The sequence below is a fragment of the Haladaptatus paucihalophilus DX253 genome (genome assembly GCF_000376445.1).
In the GTDB taxonomy this organism is placed as follows: Archaea; Halobacteriota; Halobacteria; order Halobacteriales; family Haladaptataceae; genus Haladaptatus; species Haladaptatus paucihalophilus.
In genome coordinates this window covers 1,215,571-1,236,732 of the sequence record NZ_AQXI01000001.1, presented here as the reverse complement: position 1 = coordinate 1,236,732, position 21,162 = coordinate 1,215,571, and the positions used below count along the sequence as shown (strand labels likewise).

Here is a 21,162-nt window from a genome sequence, read left to right as displayed (position 1 = left end):
ACGCATGGACCGCATCCCGTTCGGCGTCTCGCAGTTCGACTCGCTCATCGGCGGGGGGTCCCCGCCGGGGAGCGTCGTCTTGTTGGCTGGCGACGCCGGGGCAGGCGCACGCGAGTTCGCGTACACGAGCGCGACCATCAACGCCCTCGGTCACGTCGATTCGGACCTGTTCGAACTTCACTACGGGCCGATAGACTCGCACTCGGACCTCCCCGACGAAGTTCACTACGTCTCGTTTACCGCCAACGAACCCGAAATATTCGACGAACTCACGCACACCATCGACGAGACGCTCGTCGGTCCGGCGGCGGACGCCATCTCGTTCGAGGATCTCTCGGCCGAGTACTTCCAACTGAGTCCGATTCCGAACGACTGGTACGTCGAGAAGCGTCGCACCATCACCGACCTCGGGAGCAGTCACGACCGCCGCGGCGTCCTCGAAGCGCTCGGCGAATACCTCTCCGAGAACGCGCCCCGAAACCTCGTCGTCGTCGATTCGCTGACCGACCTCTCGTCGCTTCCGGACGAGCAGGTGGATTGGAACCAGATGGTCATGCTCCTCAAGGGCATGAAGAAGGCGGCCAAGGCGTGGGGCGGCCTGATACTCGTCCTCGTCGCACAGGAGAGTCTGACGGAGCGCCAGATGGGTGCCCTGATGAGCGCGACAGACGGCACCATCACCTTCGAGTGGGAGAGCGGCGGCAACGAGCGCGCTCGGACCATGTTCGTCCGCGAGTACCGCGGCGTCCTCTCGCGCATCGAGGAAGAGAGCATCATTCGCTTCGAAACGGAGATACAGAGCGACGGGTTGGACATCAGCAACGTTCGTAAAATTCGATAGCGTCCATACGCTCGCCTCGACCGTCGTTTCAAAATTCGTTCCTCTTTTCCGGAATCCGGCCCCCGTCGAGGCGAAACGTTAAGTCAGCGCTGTGAGAAATGGATATTCACCCGAATGGAGAGCGAAGACGCGGGTCACGTCCCAGCGGAAGAGGTTCCGGCAGCGGTCGACCAGTGGCTAACCAACACGGCCGACGAACTCGGCGTCTCCCGCCAGCGCCTCCTCTCCGAACTGGTCGCGGGGCACGGGACGCTCCACGAGAGGAACGGTTCCGACGAAAGGCTCGACGAACTCCGCGACGATTTTATGCAGAAGTTGACCGACGTGCGCGAGCGCGTCGTCCAGATAAAGCGCGAAGCCGACGATAAGGCCCCGGAAGACCACGAACACCCCGAACTCCGCGACGAGCTCGCCGGTCTTCACGACGAACTCGCCGACCTCCGTCGGACGGTGGACGACGGGGACGGCGACGACCTCGAACCGGAACTCGACGCCCTCCGTGAACGAGTGGCCGAGAACCGGAAACGACTGGACTCCGGATTCGAGAACTACGAGGAGGTGCTCGACTACCTCACCGAGACGACCGACGAACTGGACGAGCGACTCGACGTCCTCGCGCGTGCGCTCGTTTCCGTCCGCGACCAAGCGCGCACGCTCGCCGCACAAAACGCGACGCGGGCGGCCACCGCCGAACTCGCCCGGACCGCCAACCGTCACGGCGTCACGAGCGCCAAGTGCTCCGAGTGCGAGACGAGCGTGACCATCGCGCTGCTGACCGAACCCGCCTGCCCGCACTGTGGCGCGACGTTCGAGGACATCGACCCCAAGCGGGGCTTTTTCGGGTCGAACTGGCTCGTCGTGGGGCGTCCGCCCGCGCTGGAAGGCGACACCACCGACCCGGACTTCGAATCGCGGTCGAAGTCCGGCGTTGACCTCGACCACGACCTCAACTTCGACGGCGCCCTCGACCCCGACTCCGACCTCGACGTTGACGACCTCTTGAACGAGGTGATGGGCGAGTGAGCGACCGACCGCCCGAGGACGACCGGGACGAACCCCTCGCCGACCTCGCCGCCGACATCGAGGAGCGCAGGAAGCGAAAGTCCACGTCGGTCGATGATGCCTTTCGAGAGGAGAACGTCGGCGACATCGATACCGACGAACTCTGGGCGGACCTGCTGCGCGAGGACAGCGGCGAACTCGTCGTGAGCGCCCCCCGAGAGGCGGGTCGGGACGACCGCGACGTTCGCACGATTCCGAAAGCGACCTGCCACGGTTGTCCGCACGTCGGCGACCCGCCGTCCCTCCACTGTACCCACGAGGGAACGGACATCCTGTCGATGCCCGACACCGACCACTTCCGGGTGGCCGACTGTCCCATGGTCGCCGACGAGGACAACCTCGACACGGGGAGCGGATGACCGCGAGAGTCGCTACGATTCCGTCGCGTCGCCCGTAGTTTCCGGTGCGAAGGCGGAGTCCTCGTCTACCCAGCAGTTGAAGTCCACGACGAGCTCGTCGGTTTCTTCGCCGTTTTTCATCGAGACGACTCGAAGCCGCCCGTGCTGTGGCCGCGGGCCGATGGTTTGGAGATAGTTCCGCCGCTTCCCGGTCGGAATCTCGTATTCGAGGTCGCCCGACGAATCGTACACCCGAAGCCGGTCGGTGGACGCTTGCTTGCCGTTCGAAAACGAAACGGAGAGGAGCACGCGCCCGTCTTCGGGGACGGCGGACACCGATTGCAGGATTTTTCCATCGCCGTGTGCGACGGCGGTCGTTTCACAGTCGGCGCTCGACGAACTGTTCGCACCGGAACACCCCGCGAGTCCGGTGACCGCCAAACCCGCTCCCGCGGCGAGCAGCGTTCGTCTCGATAGGTCAGAGGTCATCTCACTGGGTTGATGTATCCCACGAAAATAACGCTTCCCGAATCGGTACGTGGCGCTTTTCACGCTCCGCATCCAAGCCGGGGTATGCAATTTTGCGACGAATGCGGTTCCATGATGCGGTCGATGGGGTCGAAGATGGTCTGTACGAACGACGACTGTCAGGCGACGGTGGCGAAGGACGAGGAGCGCGCCGCCGAGTTCGTCTCCACCGAAGCGCAGGACGATTCCGACGTCATCGAAACCGAGGAGGGCGCGAATTTCGAGGGGAAACCGACGGCGAACGACGTCACCTGTGAGGAGTGCGGCCACGGCGTCGCGTGGTACACCATCAAACAGACCGGCTCCGCAGACGAACCGCCGACGCGATTTTTCAAATGTAAGGAGTGCGGCTATCGCTGGCGCGAATACAATTAATTATCGTTCAAAACACTTCGCATATTTTACCCGCAGACCGACGTTTTACGTGGCGTGACCCCGACCCTCTGGTATGCGATTGCATACCCGGGACGTTCGACAGGACGTCCGCGAACTCGGCGGGTTGCTCGGCGACGTACTGTCGCGGCTGGCCTCTCGAGAGGCGTTCGAGTCCGTCGAGACGGTTCGAACCGGTTCCATCGACTACCGACGCGGGGACGCGGAGTCCCGCGCCGTCCTCCGCGACGAAGTGGCCGACTTATCGCCCGAACTGGCTGGTCACGTCGCACGAGCGTTCGCCACCTACTTCGAACTCATCAACCTCGCCGAGGAGCGACAGCGTGTGCGCGCCATCCGCGAGGGGACGCAGGAGGGAACGCTCGAAGACAGCCTCCGCGCGACCGCCGAAACCCTCGCCGAGGCCGACGCGGACCCCGAAACCGTCGAACGAGTGTTGGAGGACGTCAACGTCGTTCCGACCTTCACCGCACACCCGACCGAGGCGCGCAGGAAGACGGTCAAGGCGAAACTCCGCTCCGTCGAAACCCTGCTCTCGGAACTCGACGAACGAAGGCTCACCGACCGCGAGCGGAATCAACTCGAACGCCGATTGGAGAGCGAAGTGACCGGCCTCTGGGAGACGCGGCAGGTCAGAAAGCGCCGCCCGGAGGTGGCGGACGAGGCGCGAAACGTCCTCTGGTACCTCGAAAACGTTCTCTTCGACATCGTGGGCGACGTGTACGACGAACTCGACCACACCGTCGGCGAGGAGTTCGACGTGGACGTGCCGAAGCTGTTCGGCTTCCGGTCGTGGGCCGGGAGCGACCGCGACGGCAACCCCCACGTCACGCCGGAGGTGACCGCCGAAACCCTCGACCGCCAGCGCGACGTCGTGTTGGAGCGCTACCGCGACGAACTGAAGCGACTGTCCGGCGTCCTCAGTCAGGACGGCGACCGAATCGAGACGAGCGCTCTGTTCGATTCGAGCCTCGACACGGACCGCGAACAACTCCCCACCATCGCGGAGCGCGTGACGGACCGCTACCCGGAGGAACCGTACCGCCAGAAACTCGCGTTGATGCGCGAGCGGATCGACCGCGTTGGCGACGTTCGACCCGGCGGATACCACGACGCCGAGGAACTCCTCGCGGACGTGGACGCCATCGCGGACAGCCTTCGGAAGGACGGCGCGGAGAGCGTCGTCGAAACGGAAGTCGAACCCCTTCGCCGCCGCGTCGAAACCTTCGGATTTTCGCTCGCCGCGCTCGATTTGCGCGACCACCAGGAAAACCACACAACGGCAATCGCGGAGGCGCTGGCCCGCGAGGGCTTCGACTACGATTCGATGAGCGAGGACGAACGGGTCGAACTGTTGACCGACGCCATCCTGCAGGACGAACCCATCATCGACCTCGACACCGAAGGCCTCTCCGAGACCGCGAGTCGGGTTCTGACCCTCTTTTCGGAGACGGCCGACTGGCAACGCGAGTACGGCGCGGAGACCATCGACACGTACTGCATCAGCATGACCGAGGAGGCGAGCCACGTCCTCGAAGTGCTGTTCCTCGCGGATCAAGCCGGAATCGTTGACCTGCCGGGCTACTCCGGCCTCGACGTGGTTCCACTGCTCGAAACCGAGTACGCGCTCTCGGGCGCACGGCGCATCGTCGGCACCCTGTTCGAGAACGAGGCCTACGCCGCGGCGCTCGAAGCGCGCGGCGGGACGCAGGAAATCATGCTCGGGTACTCCGATTCGAACAAGGAGAACGGCTTTTTGGCCGCCAACTGGAGCCTCTATCGGAATCAGAAACGACTCGCCGAAATCACCGAGGAGTACGACGTCACCCTCCGCCTGTTCCACGGCCGCGGCGGGTCGATTTCCCGCGGCGGCGGCCCGATGAACGAGGCGCTGCTGGCGCTCCCCCGCGAAACCGTCTCGGGACAGGTCAAGTTCACCGAACAGGGCGAGGCCATCGCGGAGAAGTACGCCAACCCCGTCATCGCGGAGCGGAACGTCGAACAGATGCTGGACGCTCAGATTCGTGCCCGGTACGCCGCCTTGGAGGACGACGAGGAGACGATTCCCGACGAGTGGGTCGAGGCGATGGACGTCGCCGCCGACGCCGCCCGCGACGCCTACCGCGACCTGCTCGAATCGGACGGCTTCGTCTCGTACTTCGAGGAGACGACGCCGATAACCGTCATCGAGGACCTGAACCTCGGGTCTCGGCCCGCCTCCCGCTCCGGCGAGCGAACCGTGGAGGACCTCCGCGCGATTCCGTGGGTGTTCTCGTGGACCCAGAGCCGGTGTATCCTCCCCGGGTGGTACTCGCTCGCCAAGGGATTGGATGCCTACGGCGACGTCGAAACCCTCCGGGAGATGTACGAGGAGTGGCCGTTCTTCCGCACGACCATCGACAACGCCGCGATGGCGCTCGCCCGAACCGACCTCGAAATCACGGCTGAGTACGCCGACCTCGCGTCGCCCAAGTTGCGCGAGCAGTTCTTCCCCGAACTGGAAGCGGAGTACGAGCGTTCCGCCGAACTCGTCTTGGACATCACCGGACGCGACGACCTCCTCTCGCGCGAGTGGCTTCGAGAGAGCCTCGACCGACGGAACCCCTACGTGGACCCGCTCAACCTCCTCCAAGTGCGTCTGCTTCGCCAGTCACACCTCACCGAGACGGAGCGCCGGACCCTCCGGCTGACCGTCACGGGTGTCGCGGCCGGAATGAAAAACACAGGCTAGTCGGTCGGTTCGTTTCTTCTCACCCGTCGTTCGGGGTCGTCCGTCCTCAGATTCGTCCGATATCGCTCTCTTCTTTCCCGAGATTGGCGACGATTTCGTCCAATTCCTCGATGGTCCGTGCCTGTTGCTCGTTCGTCTCCGCGATGGACGACACCTCGGTCGAGATACGGGCGGACGTCTCCGCCGCCTCGTCGATCATGGTCGCAACCTCCTGGGTGCTCGACGCCTGCTCGTCCGTCGCGGCGGTAATCTGCTCCATGCCGACCGCGGTTTCCGTGGCCGAGTCCACGATTCGTTCGAGCTTTTCACTGGTCCGCTGGACGGCGGTGACCGTTTCGGAGATGGAGGCTTCGCTCTCGCCGAGGCTGTCGAGCGTGCTCTCGGTTCGGTTCTCGATGCGTTCGCCCATCGCCTCGATTTCGGCGGCCCGAGCCTTCGACTCCTCGGCGAGCGATTTGACTTCCTCGGCGACGACGGCGAACCCGTCGCCAGCCTCTCCGGCGCGCGCCGCCTCGATGGAGGCGTTCAACGCGAGGAGGTTCGTCTGGTCCGCGACGTCGTTTATCATCCGCACCGCGTCGCCGATTTCGCTGACCGCGTTCTGGAGTTCCTCCGCGTCGTCCACCATGCTCTCGCGGGCGTCCTCGGTGGATTCGGTCGCGCTGATCGCGCGCTGGCCGAGTTTCTTCCCCTCCTCGGCGAGTTCCTGGGATTCGCGGCTCTTCTGTTCCACTTCGTTCGCGCTGGCGGCGATCTCCTCGACCGTGGCGCTCTGGGTGGACACTTCGCTGGCGATTCGCTCCATGTTCTCCGACTGCTCCTCGGTGAGTTGGTTGATTTCGACGGAGCTCTCGGCGACGTCGGCGGCGGACTCGTGTGCGTCGAGAACGTGCTCTTCGGTCGACTCCCGAAGGGTGCGCGAGCGCTCTATCTCCTCTTTCATCTGCTGGCTGTGCGAGTGGACGTAGGTGTCCGCCGCTATCTGCATGTCGAGGTTGAGCACGCGGAGCACCGAGAGCATGTCCTCGAAGCGCTCGTGTGCCGACTCCCGGACCTCGGAGACGAGTTCGTCCACGTCGGTCGTGGTCCCGGCGAGTTGCCCGCCGTCGGTCGCCGCGGGCGAGACGTGCTCTCGAATCGTCGCTTCGAGGTCATCCTCCAGTCGCTCTTTCAACAGACACCCGATGAGGTCGTAGTAGATGCTGTACTGACCGATGTAGTGGTTCAACGGCATGTCCAGCATGTCGTGGAGCTTTCCGATTCGCGCCCGGTTTCGGACGTACTCCTCGTCGTAGGTCGCGTCGGCGAGGGTGACGAGGTACTCCCCCTGTGTCGATTTTAGCGATTCGATACCGCGCGTGGAGTTCGCGAGTATTTCGTGTGTCTCCTCGTGTTCCTGCAAATTCTCGTAAAATTGGTCGGCCACCGTCCCGCGGTTGGCTTCGAACGTCGGGCGGAGGGCGGACAGTCGGCTGACGTCCTCCGCGTCGAGGCCGAGAAACGACTTCCGTCGCTCTATCTCTTCCATATCGAGACCCATCTCGTCGAGTTGCGCGTCGATATCGACCCGTTTCCCGAGTTCGGAGTTCCCGAACACGTCGCCTGTGCTGTTCATGGCGTGTACTGTGGTCAAGTATTTAAATTATTACCGTTATCGGCGTCCGGGAAACGGCCCCAAACACAGCACCACGGCGGTCGTATGGTGTGTATCTAAACGGAGGGGGGAGACGGATTATCAAATAACGCTCATCTCTCGGATTCGGTGTCTGTCCCTCCAAAAGGACTTTCGTTCCGACGACCAAATCATCGAAACGATGGACGAGTACGTCGAGCGGCGCTTCGAACGAACCGACGTGGCGTACGAGGAGACGCTGACGGCGTGGCGGCCGAAATCGGATGACCTTTCCGCGAGCGCGACCGAAGCGCGGACGTGAGCGCAGACACTCCGGTTCGCGTCGAAGTGCATCCGGGCCGCGAGGCGGTCGTGGAGTTCGACCCCGACCTCACCTTCGAGTGCGTCGATAGCTGTACGTGGTGTTGCCACCACGGCGTCATGCTGTACGACCGCGAGTTCTTCGAGTTGGGAGAACACGCAGACCTGAACGATGCGACTACCGAGTTCCGCTGCGAGGATTTCGTGCGCCGCGAGGAGAAAGACCACGACGAAACCGCAGAAGACGGCTGTGCCTGTCACTTCCTCCGCGGGGACGGCCTCTGTGAGTTGCAGGCCGAAAACGGCTGGAAGCCCGCCCGCTGTTTCGTCTACCCCGTCTCGATTCGCACGGAAAACGGCGAGATGCACGTCGATATCCGCGAGTCGGCGTGGGACCACTGCGAGGGAATGAACGCCAGCGACCGCAAAATCATCGACCACTTGGACGCCTTTTTACCGGAATATCTGTGGGACGTGGAGAACCCGGATTCGGCGCGGGAACTCTGACCTGAGGAATTTCGCTCTTCGACCCGCATCGTACCACAGTTCCGTTCCTATATATATTCGCATATTTTTGAATAATTATAATTAATATGATTTGAGCTAGAAAAGATTTAACCCTCTGTTCATTGTGTAATATACTACAGAGATGGAAATAAACAACAGAAGAACCAAAATTGCGCTCGCGTTGGTAGTCATCGTCGGTGGTATTCTCGCTGGTGTCGGTACATGGGCGTTCTGGAGCGACACGGACTCAAGCACGGGGAACACGGTCGAAGCAGGAACGATGGATCTCGCAATTAACGGCAGCGCGAATGGCACAACGGAGGATTTCAACCTGATCAATGCACAACCAGGTGACCAGGTGAATCACACGTACGCGCTGACGAACGAAGGCTCGACGGAGGCGGATCATCTCGAAATCGGCTTCAACTATACGGAAAACGACCTTCGCGCCGAACCGAACGACTCCGAGCTCGCCAACGAGTTGAACGCGTCCGAGACGGGGAGCCTCATTCGCGTTCAGGCGATGCAGTACGAGAACCCGCAGGGGACCGTCCTCAACGACATCACGACCAACGTGACGGACACGAATGGTAACGGGTACGTCGACCTTCAAGAGGTGAACGAACAGACGAACGTGCTCGACAATCTGCAAGCACCCGCTCCGAACGGTTCGAGTACGACGTACTTCACTCTCGACCTCGAAGTCGCAAACGACAACGCTGCGTACTGGACCGGTGCCGATACGACCGGTAATCTGACCGGAGCCGACGAGGACGTGATGGCCGACGGCGTGGACATCGCGGTCAACTTCACGCTCAATCAGGACAGTAGCCAATAATCGAAAAGTCTCATACTTATTTTAAATATGTTGCAGTCGTATTCTGTTTGATGAGGTTCTTCCGTCCCTCCCGACTCGGTTGGATCGTTATCGGAATCCTCCTACTCCCGATAGTCGGACAGATCCTGTTCACGCTGTTGCCCGGCGTGGGAAGCTATGTCGTCCTGAGCGGCAGTATGACGCCATCGCTCAAGCCCGGGAGCGTGGTTTACACACACGACTCGAGCCACTACGAATCCGGGGATGCGATCACCTTCGTACAGAACGGTGAACTCATCACTCATCGAATCGTTCGGAAGACGACCGATGGATTCGTGACGAAAGGCGATGCTCGAACGTATCCGGATTCCTTCGTCGTCCATCGGGACCAAATTCGTGGCGAAGTCGTCCTATCGGTTCCGCTATACGGCTATCTGGTTCACCCGGTTTTCTCGCGTAGTGCGTATCTCTACGCTATCGTCCTTGGTGGCGTGCTCATCGGTAGTGCAGGGTATTTTTTCATCCAAATGGAGTAGATTCTATTTTAGTGGGAAAGGAACAAATATCTGGGTTCCATAGTCGCTCAGGGTGACGATGAGGAAGCTATCGAGACGGCGCGCTCTCCAACTATTCGCGGTCGGTGCCAATTCGTGGTCGATGACGAGAACGGGCACCGCGACATATGACGTCTCCGATTCGACGGGTGGATCGACCGACGAGGATGATCTCGATCTTAAACTCCAGGGTGGCGATGCCGACCGAATCCCTGCCGCGGGAGACTTCGTTCTCGCTTCCGGCGGTTCGTACACACACCAAACACAACTCACGAACGACGGGAGCATCGGTGGCGAGTCGATCAGCCTCGGCGTATCGACGGTGACGACTGGCGAGGGGACGACGGAACCCGACGAGTCGAACACGTCCCCCGCCGACGGGGGCGAACTCGACGACGAACTACAGTTCAGGGCGTCTCTCGAACGGGACGGGACGTTACTCGGCTACTTCTTCGGCAGTAGCACTTCGCTCGCGTCGTACAGCACGGTCGCCACACAACCCGACCAGACGATACAGCTTTCTCCACCACTCGGGTCGGCTCCGGTCGATTTCGTGTTCGAGTTGGAGTATCCGACGGGTTCGACCGCCGCATACGGCGACCGCCTCGCCTTCGACCTCGATCTCACGTTGAATTCGCGCGTTTCCCCGGCCGGGTGGAGCGACGTGGATACGACACGGGTATCGCTACAGGCCGGGGCTGGACAGACGTCCGACCCCACGATAACGACGCTCACACAACAGGAGTACAACTCGATTCGGATGCAGCAGTCGTTCATCGCGCAGGGGCGTATCGGGGGACACGGGTCCGGCGTGAAAGAGCACCGACTGGGTCCAACGATCAACAACCCGAAAAACCGAGCGAACAAGGACTGGCAAAACAACGAGACCCGTCCGTTCACGCTTACGTACGATCCACGGTCCCAAATCGTCACTTACAGCAATCAGGGCACAAACGACTTGACCTACTCACCGCTCGATACCGGGCCGTATACCGACTTACTGATCTATGCTCGCGCACAGTCCGCGGCAACCACACGGTTGAGCAACATGCGCCTCAACGGCGATTCGGTGGGACAGGACATTCAAGTCACGAACGGCGGTTCCGCGATTCGTGTGTCGAACGTTTCGCTCGAAGAAGGGTTCACGCTGGAGGGGGATGCCATCATACAGTGGTCGCGTAAGAAACCGTCGCAGAATAAACAATACTACCGGTTGCGGGTCGGTCGTGTAACTTCGAGGTCAAGGTCGACCGGCAGTAATTCGACCGAAAACAGCCCACAATCGTTGGTTTTCGGGACGCGAAACGGGCCGTATATCGTTCGGTAGGGAGAAGCGTGCCTCGTCCCGTGTCGTAGACGTACGATTGGATGACCGTGGTATCCTCGACGGGAATCGGTCGTTGGAAGTCCATCTGGTCCACGTTGGCGGTGACGCACGTCTCCCCCGCGAGTCGCATCGCCGACATCGCCCCCGATTTCGTCCATCCACTTCATCACGATTCCCCCGTGGGCGGTCTCGTAGTTGTTGGCGTGCTTCGGTTGCACGCGTTCGCGGTTTTCGATGTAGGTGTCCATCAACGTCGGCATGCGCGTGGCTACTGCAAGCGGGCGAATAGTCGTTGTGTGGTTGCCTGTGTGATGGCACGCCGACGGTCACATCGGGCGGCTGATGACCGCCCAGAGCGCGAACACAACCAGCCCGCCGAGGGCGGTGCTCGCGACGGCGTGCGTGCGGAGTTCGTCGAGGAGGTGGTGGGCGTTGTCGCTCAACTGTGCCACCTCGTACACCTCGCCGCCGAGTTCACAGCGCGGGAGGAAGTCCATGGCGACGTGGAGGAAGACGCCCGCGGCGAACCCGAAGACGAGGCCGTTGACCGCGGCGCTGGAGGGCAACTGGAGCAGCGCGGAAATGATAGCCGTGATGCCGATGCCCGCGGCGGGGAGGAGCAGGACGGACGGTGTACTGCCGCCCTCTCGGAGTCGGTGGGCCGCGACGTACCCCGCGGGTCCCTTGTGCGAGACGATGGCGAGGCCGAGGAGCAACCCGAGTTCCGGCATGTTGCCGTAGACGAGACCGATGATGGCACCCGCGGCGAACGAGTGGGCGGTCAGTTCGACCGACGTGTGGTCGAGCGCCGTTTCGAGGTGGGTCGCCCGGTGACCGATGGTGTGGGCGCTGAAGCCGACCAGAATTCCGGCGGCGATACCGAAGCCGCCGTACTCCGGGTGGTGGGATATCGCGCTCGGGACGAGGAAGACGGCGGCGCTGGTTATCATCGCGCCGCTCGCCAACCCGAAGGCCCAGACGAGCTTTTTCGCGTGCATGGAGTCGTTCGACCGACCCCCGAGCACGGCACCCGCGGCCATGGCCGCGAACGCGACCCACGCGATGACGAGGACTTTGGACAGCCCCGCCGTCACCCCCACCCCGGTGAGGACGACGAGGGCGACGAACCCGGCGAGGCCGAGCCGTGACAGTCGTGGCATGGTTATTAATCCTCAATCAGAAGTTATTAACCCGTCGGTTGGTCGTCGCGAACCACCACAAAGCTATTGCCGAGCGGCGACACGTAGAGTGACCATGGAGACGAAGACGGTTCGCGGCGCGGGATTGCTCGTTCGGGCGGCGCAAACGCTGGTCGCGTACGTCCTGTTCCGGCTCACCGCCCCGTTTGCGGGTGACGCGGTGTACGGAACGCTCTCCGCTCTCGGACTGGACGTCTTCGTCACCGGGTCGCTCCGATTCCTGCCGATACTTCCCGTCCTCGTCATCTCCTTCGGCGTCCCGTTCTGCTGTTTCGCCTGCTGGTACTACCGGCGGTCGTGACCGTGCGCGTACTCCGATTCACGTGGCGCGATTGTCTGTTCGCCCACTGGTCGGTCGATACCGCCGCGCTCGAAACCGCGATTCCCGATTCGCTGGCGCTCGATACGTTCGACGGGCGGGCGTGGGTCAGCGTCCTCGCTTCGACCGTCGAAAACGCCCGCCCGCCGGGAACGCCGCACCTCCTCGGTGCGACGTTCCCACAGGTCAACGTCCGAACCTACGTCCGCCTCGGCGATGCCGTCGGCGTCTACTTTCTCAGCCTCGACACCGGCAGTCGGCTCGCGGCGCGTGTCGCGCGGCGGCTCTATCGTCTGCCGTACTACGATGCCGACATAACCGTCGAAACGGACGGAATACACCGGATTCACGCCCACCGACGCCGTCCCGAAACGCTTCCCGTCGAGTTCGAGGCGACGTACCGTCCGAAAAACGGCGCGACCGTTCCCGAGACCGGCTCGCTCTCTTACTTCCTCTCGGAGCGCTATCGACTGTTCGTCCCGCAAGCCGGAATGACCGCCCGCGTCGAGCACGACCCGTGGCCGCTTCACTCCGTCGAGGCCGACGTGTGGGTCGACTCGCTGTTCGATGCCGTCGGACTGCCTCTCCCCGACGCGGAACCTCGGGTCCGGTACTGCCCGGCGATGGTGTTCCACGTCCACGCGCCGAAACGACTCGACTGACTCACTCCCGCGTCGCCTGCCGCCACCGCTTCAGCCCGACGATTTCGCCGTTCACGTCCTCGGCGTCCGTGGCGGCCCAGACGAACAGACCGGCCACGTCCTCCGGGTCGCGTCCCTGCTCGCCCATCATCTCCGTTCCGACGACGCCGGGGTCGATGCCGACCACCGTCCCGTCGAGTTCGGTCGAAAACCCGCGAACCAGTCCTTCCGCGGCGGCTTTCGAGACGGCGTAGGAGCCGTATCCGGCGTGCGTTTCGTGGCCGATAGAACCAGTCGAAACGAGGATTCGACCGTCCTCGGCGAGGTGCGGAAGCGATTCCCGAATCGCCGTGTACACCCCCCGGCAGTTCGTTCGGAGGGTGTCGTCGAAGGCGGCGTAGGATTCGGTCGTCAGGGGCGTTTCCCCCGGCGTCCCGTGGTAGACCCCGGCGTTCGCCACCACCACGTCGATGCCGTCCTCGCCCTCTCTGGCGGCGGTTTCCACCAACCGCTCCACGTCGAACTCGTCGCGCACGTCGGCGCGCACGCCGACCGCGTTACCTCCCGCGTCTTCGATGGTCTCGACGGTCGCATCGACTTCTCCAGCATCGCGTCCGCAGAGGGCGACGGTCGCGCCCTCGTCCGCGAACGACTCCGCGACCCGTCGCCCGATTCCTCGCGTCCCGCCGGTGATGACCGCCGTCAATCCGTCCATGGGAGAACGTCGGACGGGAGCGTGAAATCGGTTTTCGTCGTCGCCCGTACCCCCCGTTGCAGTTAACCGCCTGCGGTGTAAGTGAGAAACATGTATCAGCCGGGTCACTGCGGCGTGGCGCTCGCGCTCTATGCACCCATCTGTTGCGTCCTCGTCGCGGCCGGGTCTCCGACGTTCGCGCTTCTCGGCGGCGGTGTCACCGTCGCGTTGACCATGATTCCCGACCTCGACACGCGGACGAACCGACTCCGCCATCGGGGAGCGACACACACCGTCGCCTTCGCCGGTGCCGTCGGCGTCCTCTCCGCCCTCGTCGGCGGGATTTTCGGGGGGACGACGGTCGCCGAGTTCGGCCTGCTGGTCGGTACGCTCTCTATCGTCTCCCACCTCCTCGCCGACGTCATCACGCCGATGGGGGTCCGTCCGTTCTGGCCCCTCTCGGAGCGGACGTTCACCCTCGATATCGTCCCCGCGAGCGACTTTCGTGCGAACGTCCTGCTGTTCGTCCTCGGCGTCTCGGCCGCGGGTGGCGCGTGGACGCTCGGCCACCTGCTCCGTTAAACGGTCGCGTCGATGGCCCGCGTGCGGTGGTCGTCCTCGGCCGCGAATCGGAGGTACCGCTCGAACTGCCGCGGAATCTGCCCCAACTCGACGGTTTTCTCCGCTCGGTCGTAGGTGACGAGTCCGGCCTGCTGGAGCTTGGGGAGGTGGATGTGGTCCAACGCGATGGCAACCGTCCTCCGGTTCGCCGCCGTCACCTCCGCTTCGTTCGTCTCGTTCGTCACCTCCGCTTCGTTCGTCTCGTTCGTCACCTCCGCTTCGTTCGTCTCGTTCGTCACCACCGTTTCAACCGCATCGACGGATGCGGCGAGGTCGGTCAGCGTCATCGGTTCCGACCGTCCGTGGAGTTCGTACAACACCGCTCTCCGACGCGGAGCGACCAGTACTTCGAAGATTTCGTCGAGCGAGAGGGAGACAGGCGGTGTCTCGGATGGTTTCACCATTATTCTATTTTGTTACATTAGGTGTAGATGAATAAAACTAGCTACATCCTCGCGGACACCACCGGTGCGGAGTACATCACTCCCGCACTTCTCGGTCGAGGAACGCCGCTTCGTATCCGACCACCGCGTCGAACGCGTCGTCGTACACGTCGAAGTGGCCGATTGGGAGTTCGATGTACGTCGCGTCGGCCCGTTCCGCCGCGGACCGAATCGACGAGACCGGAACGATGTCGTCGTCCCGGCCGCCGATCAGGAGCAACGGACACGGAACGTCCTCCACGACCGAAATCGGGCGGTAGAACGGAATTTCGAGGAAGACGCGGGCCGGAACTTCGTTCTCCCAGACCGGCGGGTCGGGCACGATGGTTTCCATCCCTTCCATCGCTCCCGGCGCGTTGAGCACCGCGAACTCGTCGGGATACCCGGCGACGGGAACCGTGTGTGGACCGCGGAACGTGTACTTTCGTACGAGGTCGCGGACGCCCGCGAACGTCCCCTTCAACACCTTCTTCGCGCCGGACGCGCGGGCAACCGTCCGTCCGTCGACGAACGGGACTTGGGCGATCACGGCGGCGATTCGATGGTCGTCCGCCGCCGCTTCGATGACGTGCCCGCCGCTGTAGGACGTTCCCCAGAGCGCTATTTTCCGGCGGTCGATGGCGTCCAACCCGCGAACGTGGTCGATGGCGGCCTCCCAGTCTTCGACGTGCCGACTCGCGCTCACGAGATTGCGCGGTTCGCCGTCGCTGTCGCCGAAATTCCGGTAGTCGAAGAGGAAAACGGCGAACCCGCGGGCGACGAACTCCTTCGCGATTTTCGGCAATCCGAAGGTTCGTTCGCCCCCCAATCCGTGAGCCATCATCACCACGGGCGGGTCCGCGACGCCTTCCGGGGTGTACAGCCATCCCGCACAGCGCGTTCCCTCGCTCTCGAAATCGGCGTCGTTCTTCGCGTACCGCAACCGCGATAGCTCGCGTGCCCGTGTCTTCGTCATTATCCGTTACGAGGACGACGGGGAACATAAAAGTCGTCTCACGGGTTCATGAACGACAGTTCCTCCTTCTTTCCGGTGACGGCCCGCATCATGCACCCCCGGCACACCCACAACTCGCCGGTCCGTCCGACGAGATGCGTCCCGTTCGACTTGCGCTGTTCGCAGATGTCACAAACCCCCATACTGAAGCCGTCGACGCCCGTGAATGTCAAACCCGTGCCTCCTCACAGCGTTAGCGCCGTTTCGAACGAGCGAGTGGTACTAAATACCGAGGAACGCGTATCCCCGTTTGACTGAATATTCGGTCAGTACGGTGCCGAGCGATGCCGAACCCGTCGGCGACTCGACGGAATCGTGACCGACCGCGAACACGGACCGGACGAGCTATCGAACACGCTATCACGACCTCATGCCTGATTCACGCCCACGAACCCAACCGAAATCGACCGCCGCGGTGACCCTGACCGACGTCCGCAAGACCTACCATCGCGGCGAACCCGTCCACGCCCTCGACGGCATCGACCTGTCCATCGAAACCGGGTCGTACACCGCCGTCATGGGGCCGAGCGGGTCGGGAAAGAGCACCCTGATGAACGTCGTCGGTTGTCTCGACACGCCGACCGAGGGGACGATAACCGTGAACGGAACCGAAGTCACGACGCTTTCCGACGCCGAGCGGACGAGGCTTCGGGGTGACGAAATCGGCTTCGTCTTCCAGACGTTCAACCTGATGCCGAAACTCACCGCCGCGGAGAACGTCGCTCTGCCGATGCTGTTCCAGGGAGCCGGAACGAAGCGACGGACCGAGCGGGCGAGCGACCTCCTCGAACGGGTCGGCTTGGGCGAGCGACGCGACCACCGGCCGAACGAACTCTCGGGCGGGCAACGCCAGCGCGTGGCCATCGCCCGCGCGCTGGCGAACGACCCCGCCATCATCCTCGCCGACGAACCGACCGGCAACCTCGACAGCGAGACGGAACGCCGGATTTTGGCCCTGTTCGAGGAACTCAACGACGAGGGCAACACCATCTTCCTCGTCACCCACGAGCGCACGGTCGCGGAACACGCGGACCGAATCGTCCACCTGCTGGACGGCGAAGTGGAGCGCATCGAACCCGTCGAGTCGCCGCGACGCGTGGAGGCGAGGCCATGAACTTCCGCCAGAGTTTCCAGATGAGTTGGCGGTCCATCCGCGACCACAAACTCCGGTCGGTGCTGACGACGCTCGGCATCATCATCGGCGTCGGGTCGGTCATCACCTTCGTCACGCTCGGCGCGAGCCTTCAAGCCGCCATCGTCGGGCAAGTCTCGGCCGATTCCAACCCCTCCATCGTGGCGAGCGTCGGCCCGCCGAGTGCCAACGACGGACCGGGTGGACCGTCGAGTCAGGGCGGCTCGGTGCCGGTGTTCACCGAACACGACATCGAACAGTTGCGGGGTCTCTCGGACGTCGATTCCGTCGTCCCACAGGGTAGCGTGCAAGTGTCCTCGCTGGGTCACGACGGCCAAACCATCGGCTGGGAGAGCGTAACCGCGACGACGCCGGGGGCCTTCTCGTCGGATTCGTTCGAGTCGGGACGGACGTTCTCGTCCGGTTCGGAGGAGGTCGTCCTCAACGAACCCGCCGCGACGCTGTTCTCGACGAACGTCACGACCGGCGACAGCCTCACGCTCCAGTTCGCAAACGGCACGCGGACGGTGACGGTCGTCGGCATCCTCAACGCCTCGGCAACGGCGAGCGCGTTCGGTACCTCGCGGCCCCAAATCTACGTCCCGACCGACCCGTTCTACGGCACGACGGTCCGGAGTCCGACGACGGGCACACAGCAACGCGCCTACCCGCAAGTCACGGTTCGGGCCGTCGATTACGACCACGTGGATAGCGTCCAACCCGCGGTCGAATCGTATCTGACCAACGAATCCGACGCGAGCCAACTCAAACCCGCGTCCTACGAGGTGTCCCTCCAGACGAACCAGCAACTGGTCGAGCAGATTCAGGAGGTCATCGGGACGTTCACGAGTTTCATCACCGGTATCGCCGTCATCTCGCTCATCGTCGGGGCCATCGGCATCGCCAACATCATGCTGGTGAGCGTGACCGAACGGACCCGCGAAATCGGCATCATGAAAGCCGTCGGCGGGCAGAAACGCGACATCATTCAACTGTTCATCGTCGAGGCGATAATCCTCGGCGTCATCGGGTCCATCGTCGGCACCGTCGTCGGCATCGCGGGCGGGTACGTCGCCGCGCAGGCTATCGGCTTCGACCTCGCGTTCGCGCCGAAATGGTTCGGCGTCGCCATCGTCGTCGGTATCGGCGTCGGTCTCGTCTCGGGTCTCTACCCGGCGTGGAACGCCGCACGCATCGACCCCATCGACGCGCTCCGACACGAATAGCGGCGCTTTTTACTCGGCCATCAGGACCGATTCGACGTACTCCCGGGCGGTCCGTCGCGCCTCTTCGAGCGCGTTCTCGTCCCCGATGGAGCCGTACCGCGTCCGAGCACCATCGACGATGAGCATGAGCGAGTTAGACGCGTGTTCCGGGTCCTCGGCGCTGAACACGCCCGAATCCGTCCCGTCGGCGATGACCGTTTTGAGCAGATAGCGGGTGTACTCGTCGTTGCGCTGGAACTGCTCCCGCACCGCCTCGTTGTAGGGCGCTTGGGCGCGCATCTCCAGCATGGCGATCATGAAATCTCGGGAGCCCTCGCGGTGAGTCAGCAGTCGGTCCAACAGAAGGTCGAGTCGCTCTTTCGGGGCGGTCGTCTCGACTTCGTGAACCCGGTCGATGAACTTGTCCAACAGGTAGCTCAGAAACGCCGCGAGGAGGTCGTCTTTCGTGTCGTAGTAGTAGTGAATCGCGGCGGTCGATTTGCCGTACTCCTCCGCTATCGCCTGCATCGTCAGGTTCGCGTAGCCGTGCTCACAGAGTGCCCGATAGGTGGCCCCCATTATCTTCAGTTCGGCTTCGGAACGCTCGTCACCATCGGAAGGCTCTGCCATTAACTAAACAACTAGTTATCTCCCCAAAACGCTTGTGGTCGTCGCGCGCAATCGAGCTATCGCCCCGTCTGCCGCTCCGTTTCGTGGTATTCTGTCTCTCCTCCCGTCATTCTCGTCGGACAACACAACGCTTAACACGGGTGACTAACTATTCAGTCAGTACATGGAAACACAGCGGTCGAACGGGCCCCCGCCCGAGACACACGAAGCCATCATGGACGCCACGTGTCGGGCGCTCTGTGAGCACGGCTACGCGAATCTCACGATGCAACGCATCAGCGACGAGCTCGACAAGAGCAAGTCGCTCCTCCACTACCACTACGACAGCAAAGAGGAGTTGCTCGTCTCGTTTCTCGAGTACCACCTCGACGAGTTCGCCACGAGGCTTTCGCTGGACGAGTACGACAGCGCGGCCGACGCGCTCGCGTTCACCGTCGATGCGCTCTTTCCCGACCCGGACGATTCGAACGATTTCGAGGTCACGATGTTGGAGATGGGGATGCAAGCGCCCTACAACGACGCCTTCCGGGAACAGCTACAGGAGAACAACGCCCGGCTCAAGGACCTGTTCACGCGCATCTTCGAGGACGGTATCGAACGCGGCGAGTTCGAGGACATCGACCCCGAGCGAGCGGCCGAACACGTACTGATTCTGCTCGACGGCGTTCGAGGACGGAGCGTCGTCCTCGGCTCCGACGAGCCGAACGAAGTAGGCCGCGACGCCATCCGCGAATTCATCCAAGCCATCACCGTCGGAGATGAAGCCCAATGAGCGCCGGAAATCGTGACGTGAACCTCACCGACGGAGACTTGTTCAAACCGCTATTATTGCTGTCGGCACCCATCGTCGCCAGCCAGTTGATGCAGGTCGTGTACAATCTCGCGGACACGTTCTGGGTCGGCCAGATCGGCCCCGGTGCCGTGAGCGCCGTCTCGTACGCGTTCCCGCTCGTCTTCCTCCTCATCAGCCTCGGAACCGGCTTTTCCATCGCCGGGACGGCGCTCGTCTCGCAGAACAAAGGAGCGGGCAACCACGACCGCGTTAACCACGTCGCCGGGCAGACCATCTCGTTCACGCTGCTCGCATCGTTGGTTTTCGCGGTCGTCGGCTACTTCGCCGTGCCGACCCTCGTTTCGCTTATCGGAACGACGCCGGGTACGCAGATATATCGCTGGACCGTCGAGTTCACGCGAACGACGTTCCTCGGCGTGTTCTTCATGTTCGGCTTCTTCATGTTTCAGGCGCTCCTCCGCGGCTGGGGAGATACGAGGACGCCGATGTATCTGATGGCGTTCGGCGTCTCGCTCAACATCCTCCTCGACCCGTTCTTCGTCTACGGGTTCACCGACAACCTGCTGTTGGAGTTCCTCGGTCTCGGCGGACTCCAGACGACACTGTTCAACCTTACCGGATTCACCGGGTTCGGGGTACAGGGCGCGGCGATTGCCACTGTTCTCTCGCGCGGCATCGGCGCGGTCATCGGACTCTCCATCCTGTTCAGCGGCCGCGTCGGCATTCACCTGTCGATAGACGACATCATCCCGGAACCGAAGACGGTGAAGAAGATCATCCGCATCGGCGGTCCGTCCAGCATCGACATGTCGACGCGGGCACTCGGCGTCACGTTCCTGACCGCCATCGTCTCGATGGCAGGCGACCCAGCGGTCGCCGCTTTCGGTATCGGTAACCGGCTGAACTCGCTCGTTTTCCTCCCGAGCATCGGACTCGCACAGGGGACGACGACAGTGGTCGGGCAGAACCTCGGCGCGAACAAACCCGAGCGCTCGGAGCGAGCGGTGTACTACGCGTCCGCCACATTGGCGGTTGTACTTGCCGTCGTGAGCATCCTCGCATGGTACTTCGCGGAACCCGTCGTCGGGATATTCGTCGGATCCAGCGACAACTACAGTCGTGCGAAAGTCATCCATATCGGCGCGCAGTACCTCCGCACTATTGGTCCAACGTTCCTGTTCCTCGGCATCTTCCGAGTCGTCACCTCGGCGTTCCGCGGGGCAGGTGATACGACCACCGCGATGGCGTTTACCATCCTCTCGCTCTGGGTGTTCCGCATCCCCGTGGCGTACGGCCTGTTGACGTACACCGCGATGGGCGCGACGGGCGTCTGGTACGCCATCGCCTTCTCGAACACCGTGACCGCCATCCTCGCGTTCGTCTGGTTCCGCCGCGGAGCGTGGAAGTCGAACGAACTCGACGACGTGAAACAGCCGTCTCCGGCGGACTGAGACCGACCG

At 62.8% G+C, this 21,162-nt stretch carries 24 protein-coding genes and 1 pseudogene; 16 read left to right on the top strand and 9 right to left on the bottom strand.

The genetic code is table 11. The features are described 5' to 3' along the window. The first annotated feature begins 4 nt into the window (after positions 1 to 4). The 3 genes from B208_RS0106935 (at position 5) to B208_RS0106925 (ending at position 2,262) form a co-directional block, all read left to right on the top strand. Positions 5 to 841, top strand: coding sequence for an RAD55 family ATPase (locus B208_RS0106935; protein WP_007978027.1), 837 nt, complete (start codon positions 5 to 7; stop codon positions 839 to 841). A gap of 114 nt (positions 842 to 955) precedes the next feature. After that, entirely contained in the window at positions 956 to 1,864 is a 909-nt protein-coding gene (locus B208_RS0106930; RefSeq protein WP_007978025.1) for a hypothetical protein, read from the top strand. Then, positions 1,861 to 2,262: a hypothetical protein gene (locus tag B208_RS0106925; protein ID WP_007978023.1), complete on the top strand. Its 402-nt coding sequence runs from the start codon at positions 1,861 to 1,863 to the stop codon at positions 2,260 to 2,262. Before B208_RS0106930 ends, B208_RS0106925 begins: the two co-directional genes overlap by 4 nt. A gap of 12 nt (positions 2,263 to 2,274) precedes the next feature. On the opposite strand, the gene B208_RS0106920 is transcribed toward B208_RS0106925, so the two are convergent. Continuing rightward, positions 2,275 to 2,730, bottom strand: a complete 456-nt coding sequence (locus B208_RS0106920) for a hypothetical protein (RefSeq protein WP_007978022.1) — start codon at positions 2,728 to 2,730, stop codon at positions 2,275 to 2,277. Positions 2,731 to 2,814: 84 nt separating this feature from the next. Between B208_RS0106920 and B208_RS0106915 the strand changes: the two genes are divergently transcribed. Together B208_RS0106915 and ppc are read left to right on the top strand one after the other, a co-directional pair. Next, complete coding sequence (locus B208_RS0106915; protein WP_007978021.1) at positions 2,815 to 3,144, top strand: transcription factor S; 330 nt, start codon at positions 2,815 to 2,817, stop codon at positions 3,142 to 3,144. 73 nt (positions 3,145 to 3,217) lie between these two features. After that, positions 3,218 to 5,893 (top strand): phosphoenolpyruvate carboxylase, encoded by a 2,676-nt coding sequence (gene ppc, locus B208_RS0106910; RefSeq protein WP_007978020.1) that lies wholly within the window; start codon positions 3,218 to 3,220, stop codon positions 5,891 to 5,893. A 46-nt stretch (positions 5,894 to 5,939) separates the two neighbouring features. On the opposite strand, the gene B208_RS0106905 is transcribed toward ppc, so the two are convergent. Then, the gene (locus tag B208_RS0106905) at positions 5,940 to 7,508 is read right to left on the bottom strand and encodes a globin-coupled sensor protein (RefSeq protein WP_007978019.1); all 1,569 of its coding nucleotides are present in this window, start codon (positions 7,506 to 7,508) and stop codon (positions 5,940 to 5,942) included. 315 nt (positions 7,509 to 7,823) lie between these two features. On the opposite strand from B208_RS0106905, the gene B208_RS0106895 reads away from it, so the two are divergent. The 4 genes from B208_RS0106895 to B208_RS24260 all read left to right on the top strand — a co-directional run bounded on the left by B208_RS0106895 (position 7,824) and on the right by B208_RS24260 (position 11,031). Further along, on the top strand, positions 7,824 to 8,333 hold the full coding sequence (locus tag B208_RS0106895) for a hypothetical protein (RefSeq protein WP_007978017.1): 510 nt from the start codon (positions 7,824 to 7,826) through the stop codon (positions 8,331 to 8,333). A 142-nt stretch (positions 8,334 to 8,475) separates the two neighbouring features. Beyond that, the gene (locus B208_RS0106890; RefSeq protein WP_049805634.1) at positions 8,476 to 9,171 is read left to right on the top strand and encodes a TasA family protein; all 696 of its coding nucleotides are present in this window, start codon (positions 8,476 to 8,478) and stop codon (positions 9,169 to 9,171) included. A gap of 50 nt (positions 9,172 to 9,221) precedes the next feature. Beyond that, positions 9,222 to 9,686 (top strand): signal peptidase I, encoded by a 465-nt coding sequence (locus B208_RS0106885; RefSeq protein WP_007978014.1) that lies wholly within the window; start codon positions 9,222 to 9,224, stop codon positions 9,684 to 9,686. A gap of 121 nt (positions 9,687 to 9,807) precedes the next feature. Continuing rightward, positions 9,808 to 11,031, top strand: a complete 1,224-nt coding sequence (locus tag B208_RS24260; protein WP_007978012.1) for a choice-of-anchor W domain-containing protein — start codon at positions 9,808 to 9,810, stop codon at positions 11,029 to 11,031. 13 nt (positions 11,032 to 11,044) lie between these two features. On the opposite strand, the pseudogene B208_RS24255 reads toward B208_RS24260, so the two are convergent. Both B208_RS24255 and B208_RS0106875 read right to left on the bottom strand, forming a co-directional pair. After that, a pseudogene (locus B208_RS24255) lies at positions 11,045 to 11,291 on the bottom strand (acyl-CoA thioesterase); the annotation flags it as partial. A gap of 66 nt (positions 11,292 to 11,357) precedes the next feature. Further along, the gene (locus B208_RS0106875) at positions 11,358 to 12,191 is read right to left on the bottom strand and encodes a ZIP family metal transporter (RefSeq protein ID WP_007978009.1); all 834 of its coding nucleotides are present in this window, start codon (positions 12,189 to 12,191) and stop codon (positions 11,358 to 11,360) included. Between the two features lie 94 nt (positions 12,192 to 12,285). Between B208_RS0106875 and B208_RS0106870 the strand changes: the two genes are divergently transcribed. Together B208_RS0106870 and B208_RS0106865 are read left to right on the top strand one after the other, a co-directional pair. Next, entirely contained in the window at positions 12,286 to 12,531 is a 246-nt protein-coding gene (locus B208_RS0106870) for a hypothetical protein (RefSeq protein WP_007978007.1), read from the top strand. Further along, on the top strand, positions 12,528 to 13,211 hold the full coding sequence (locus B208_RS0106865) for a YqjF family protein (protein WP_007978005.1): 684 nt from the start codon (positions 12,528 to 12,530) through the stop codon (positions 13,209 to 13,211). The genes B208_RS0106870 and B208_RS0106865 overlap by 4 nt, the downstream gene beginning before the upstream one ends. A 1-nt stretch (position 13,212) precedes the next feature. Here B208_RS0106865 and B208_RS0106860 read toward each other — a convergent pair whose 3' ends face one another. After that, positions 13,213 to 13,905, bottom strand: a complete 693-nt coding sequence (locus B208_RS0106860; protein WP_007978002.1) for an SDR family NAD(P)-dependent oxidoreductase — start codon at positions 13,903 to 13,905, stop codon at positions 13,213 to 13,215. A gap of 90 nt (positions 13,906 to 13,995) precedes the next feature. Here B208_RS0106860 and B208_RS0106855 point away from each other — a divergent pair, with 90 nt between their 5' ends. Then, positions 13,996 to 14,466, top strand: coding sequence for a metal-dependent hydrolase (locus B208_RS0106855; RefSeq protein ID WP_007977999.1), 471 nt, complete (start codon positions 13,996 to 13,998; stop codon positions 14,464 to 14,466). On the opposite strand, the gene B208_RS0106850 is transcribed toward B208_RS0106855, so the two are convergent. From B208_RS0106850 to B208_RS23770, 3 genes are all read right to left on the bottom strand, one after another. Continuing rightward, positions 14,463 to 14,909: a DUF7344 domain-containing protein gene (locus B208_RS0106850; protein ID WP_007977997.1), complete on the bottom strand. Its 447-nt coding sequence runs from the start codon at positions 14,907 to 14,909 to the stop codon at positions 14,463 to 14,465. The two genes, B208_RS0106855 and B208_RS0106850, sit on opposite strands and share 4 nt — an antisense overlap. 76 nt (positions 14,910 to 14,985) lie before the next feature. Then, positions 14,986 to 15,903, bottom strand: a complete 918-nt coding sequence (locus B208_RS0106845) for an alpha/beta hydrolase (protein WP_007977994.1) — start codon at positions 15,901 to 15,903, stop codon at positions 14,986 to 14,988. A gap of 38 nt (positions 15,904 to 15,941) precedes the next feature. Then, positions 15,942 to 16,115 (bottom strand): hypothetical protein, encoded by a 174-nt coding sequence (locus tag B208_RS23770; RefSeq protein WP_018128785.1) that lies wholly within the window; start codon positions 16,113 to 16,115, stop codon positions 15,942 to 15,944. Positions 16,116 to 16,312: 197 nt separating this feature from the next. On the opposite strand from B208_RS23770, the gene B208_RS0106830 reads away from it, so the two are divergent. Together B208_RS0106830 and B208_RS0106825 are read left to right on the top strand one after the other, a co-directional pair. Then, the gene (locus B208_RS0106830) at positions 16,313 to 17,056 is read left to right on the top strand and encodes an ABC transporter ATP-binding protein (RefSeq protein WP_018128784.1); all 744 of its coding nucleotides are present in this window, start codon (positions 16,313 to 16,315) and stop codon (positions 17,054 to 17,056) included. Continuing rightward, complete coding sequence (locus B208_RS0106825) at positions 17,053 to 18,300, top strand: ABC transporter permease (protein WP_007977986.1); 1,248 nt, start codon at positions 17,053 to 17,055, stop codon at positions 18,298 to 18,300. Before B208_RS0106830 ends, B208_RS0106825 begins: the two co-directional genes overlap by 4 nt. 9 nt (positions 18,301 to 18,309) lie before the next feature. Here the strand turns inward: B208_RS0106825 and B208_RS0106820 are convergent, their stop codons facing one another. Continuing rightward, positions 18,310 to 18,909 (bottom strand): TetR/AcrR family transcriptional regulator, encoded by a 600-nt coding sequence (locus B208_RS0106820; protein ID WP_026177768.1) that lies wholly within the window; start codon positions 18,907 to 18,909, stop codon positions 18,310 to 18,312. A gap of 163 nt (positions 18,910 to 19,072) precedes the next feature. On the opposite strand from B208_RS0106820, the gene B208_RS0106815 reads away from it, so the two are divergent. Then, the gene (locus B208_RS0106815; protein ID WP_007977981.1) at positions 19,073 to 19,681 is read left to right on the top strand and encodes a TetR/AcrR family transcriptional regulator; all 609 of its coding nucleotides are present in this window, start codon (positions 19,073 to 19,075) and stop codon (positions 19,679 to 19,681) included. After that, the gene (locus B208_RS0106810; RefSeq protein ID WP_007977978.1) at positions 19,678 to 21,153 is read left to right on the top strand and encodes an MATE family efflux transporter; all 1,476 of its coding nucleotides are present in this window, start codon (positions 19,678 to 19,680) and stop codon (positions 21,151 to 21,153) included. Before B208_RS0106815 ends, B208_RS0106810 begins: the two co-directional genes overlap by 4 nt. The last annotated feature ends 9 nt before the right edge of the window (positions 21,154 to 21,162 follow it).

Bases quoted from the DNA above. Each gene is read 5' to 3' on its own strand.
- B208_RS24260 (WP_007978012.1), top strand. From the start codon at position 9,808: ATGACGAGAACGGGCACCGCGACATATGACGTCTCCGATTCGACGGGT.
- B208_RS0106820 (WP_026177768.1), bottom strand. From the start codon at position 18,909: ATGGCAGAGCCTTCCGATGGTGACGAGCGTTCCGAAGCCGAACTGAAG.
- B208_RS0106935 (WP_007978027.1), top strand. From the start codon at position 5: ATGGACCGCATCCCGTTCGGCGTCTCGCAGTTCGACTCGCTCATCGGC.
- B208_RS0106885 (WP_007978014.1), top strand. From the start codon at position 9,222: ATGAGGTTCTTCCGTCCCTCCCGACTCGGTTGGATCGTTATCGGAATC.
- B208_RS0106850 (WP_007977997.1), bottom strand. From the start codon at position 14,909: ATGGTGAAACCATCCGAGACACCGCCTGTCTCCCTCTCGCTCGACGAA.
- B208_RS0106845 (WP_007977994.1), bottom strand. From the start codon at position 15,903: ATGACGAAGACACGGGCACGCGAGCTATCGCGGTTGCGGTACGCGAAG.
- B208_RS0106890 (WP_049805634.1), top strand. From the start codon at position 8,476: ATGGAAATAAACAACAGAAGAACCAAAATTGCGCTCGCGTTGGTAGTC.
- B208_RS0106875 (WP_007978009.1), bottom strand. From the start codon at position 12,191: ATGCCACGACTGTCACGGCTCGGCCTCGCCGGGTTCGTCGCCCTCGTC.
- B208_RS0106930 (WP_007978025.1), top strand. From the start codon at position 956: ATGGAGAGCGAAGACGCGGGTCACGTCCCAGCGGAAGAGGTTCCGGCA.
- B208_RS0106825 (WP_007977986.1), top strand. From the start codon at position 17,053: ATGAACTTCCGCCAGAGTTTCCAGATGAGTTGGCGGTCCATCCGCGAC.
- B208_RS0106860 (WP_007978002.1), bottom strand. From the start codon at position 13,905: ATGGACGGATTGACGGCGGTCATCACCGGCGGGACGCGAGGAATCGGG.
- B208_RS0106815 (WP_007977981.1), top strand. From the start codon at position 19,073: ATGGAAACACAGCGGTCGAACGGGCCCCCGCCCGAGACACACGAAGCC.
- ppc (WP_007978020.1), top strand. From the start codon at position 3,218: ATGCGATTGCATACCCGGGACGTTCGACAGGACGTCCGCGAACTCGGC.
- B208_RS0106905 (WP_007978019.1), bottom strand. From the start codon at position 7,508: ATGAACAGCACAGGCGACGTGTTCGGGAACTCCGAACTCGGGAAACGG.
- B208_RS0106830 (WP_018128784.1), top strand. From the start codon at position 16,313: ATGCCTGATTCACGCCCACGAACCCAACCGAAATCGACCGCCGCGGTG.
- B208_RS0106915 (WP_007978021.1), top strand. From the start codon at position 2,815: ATGCAATTTTGCGACGAATGCGGTTCCATGATGCGGTCGATGGGGTCG.
- B208_RS0106870 (WP_007978007.1), top strand. From the start codon at position 12,286: ATGGAGACGAAGACGGTTCGCGGCGCGGGATTGCTCGTTCGGGCGGCG.
- B208_RS0106855 (WP_007977999.1), top strand. From the start codon at position 13,996: ATGTATCAGCCGGGTCACTGCGGCGTGGCGCTCGCGCTCTATGCACCC.
- B208_RS0106810 (WP_007977978.1), top strand. From the start codon at position 19,678: ATGAGCGCCGGAAATCGTGACGTGAACCTCACCGACGGAGACTTGTTC.
- B208_RS0106920 (WP_007978022.1), bottom strand. From the start codon at position 2,730: ATGACCTCTGACCTATCGAGACGAACGCTGCTCGCCGCGGGAGCGGGT.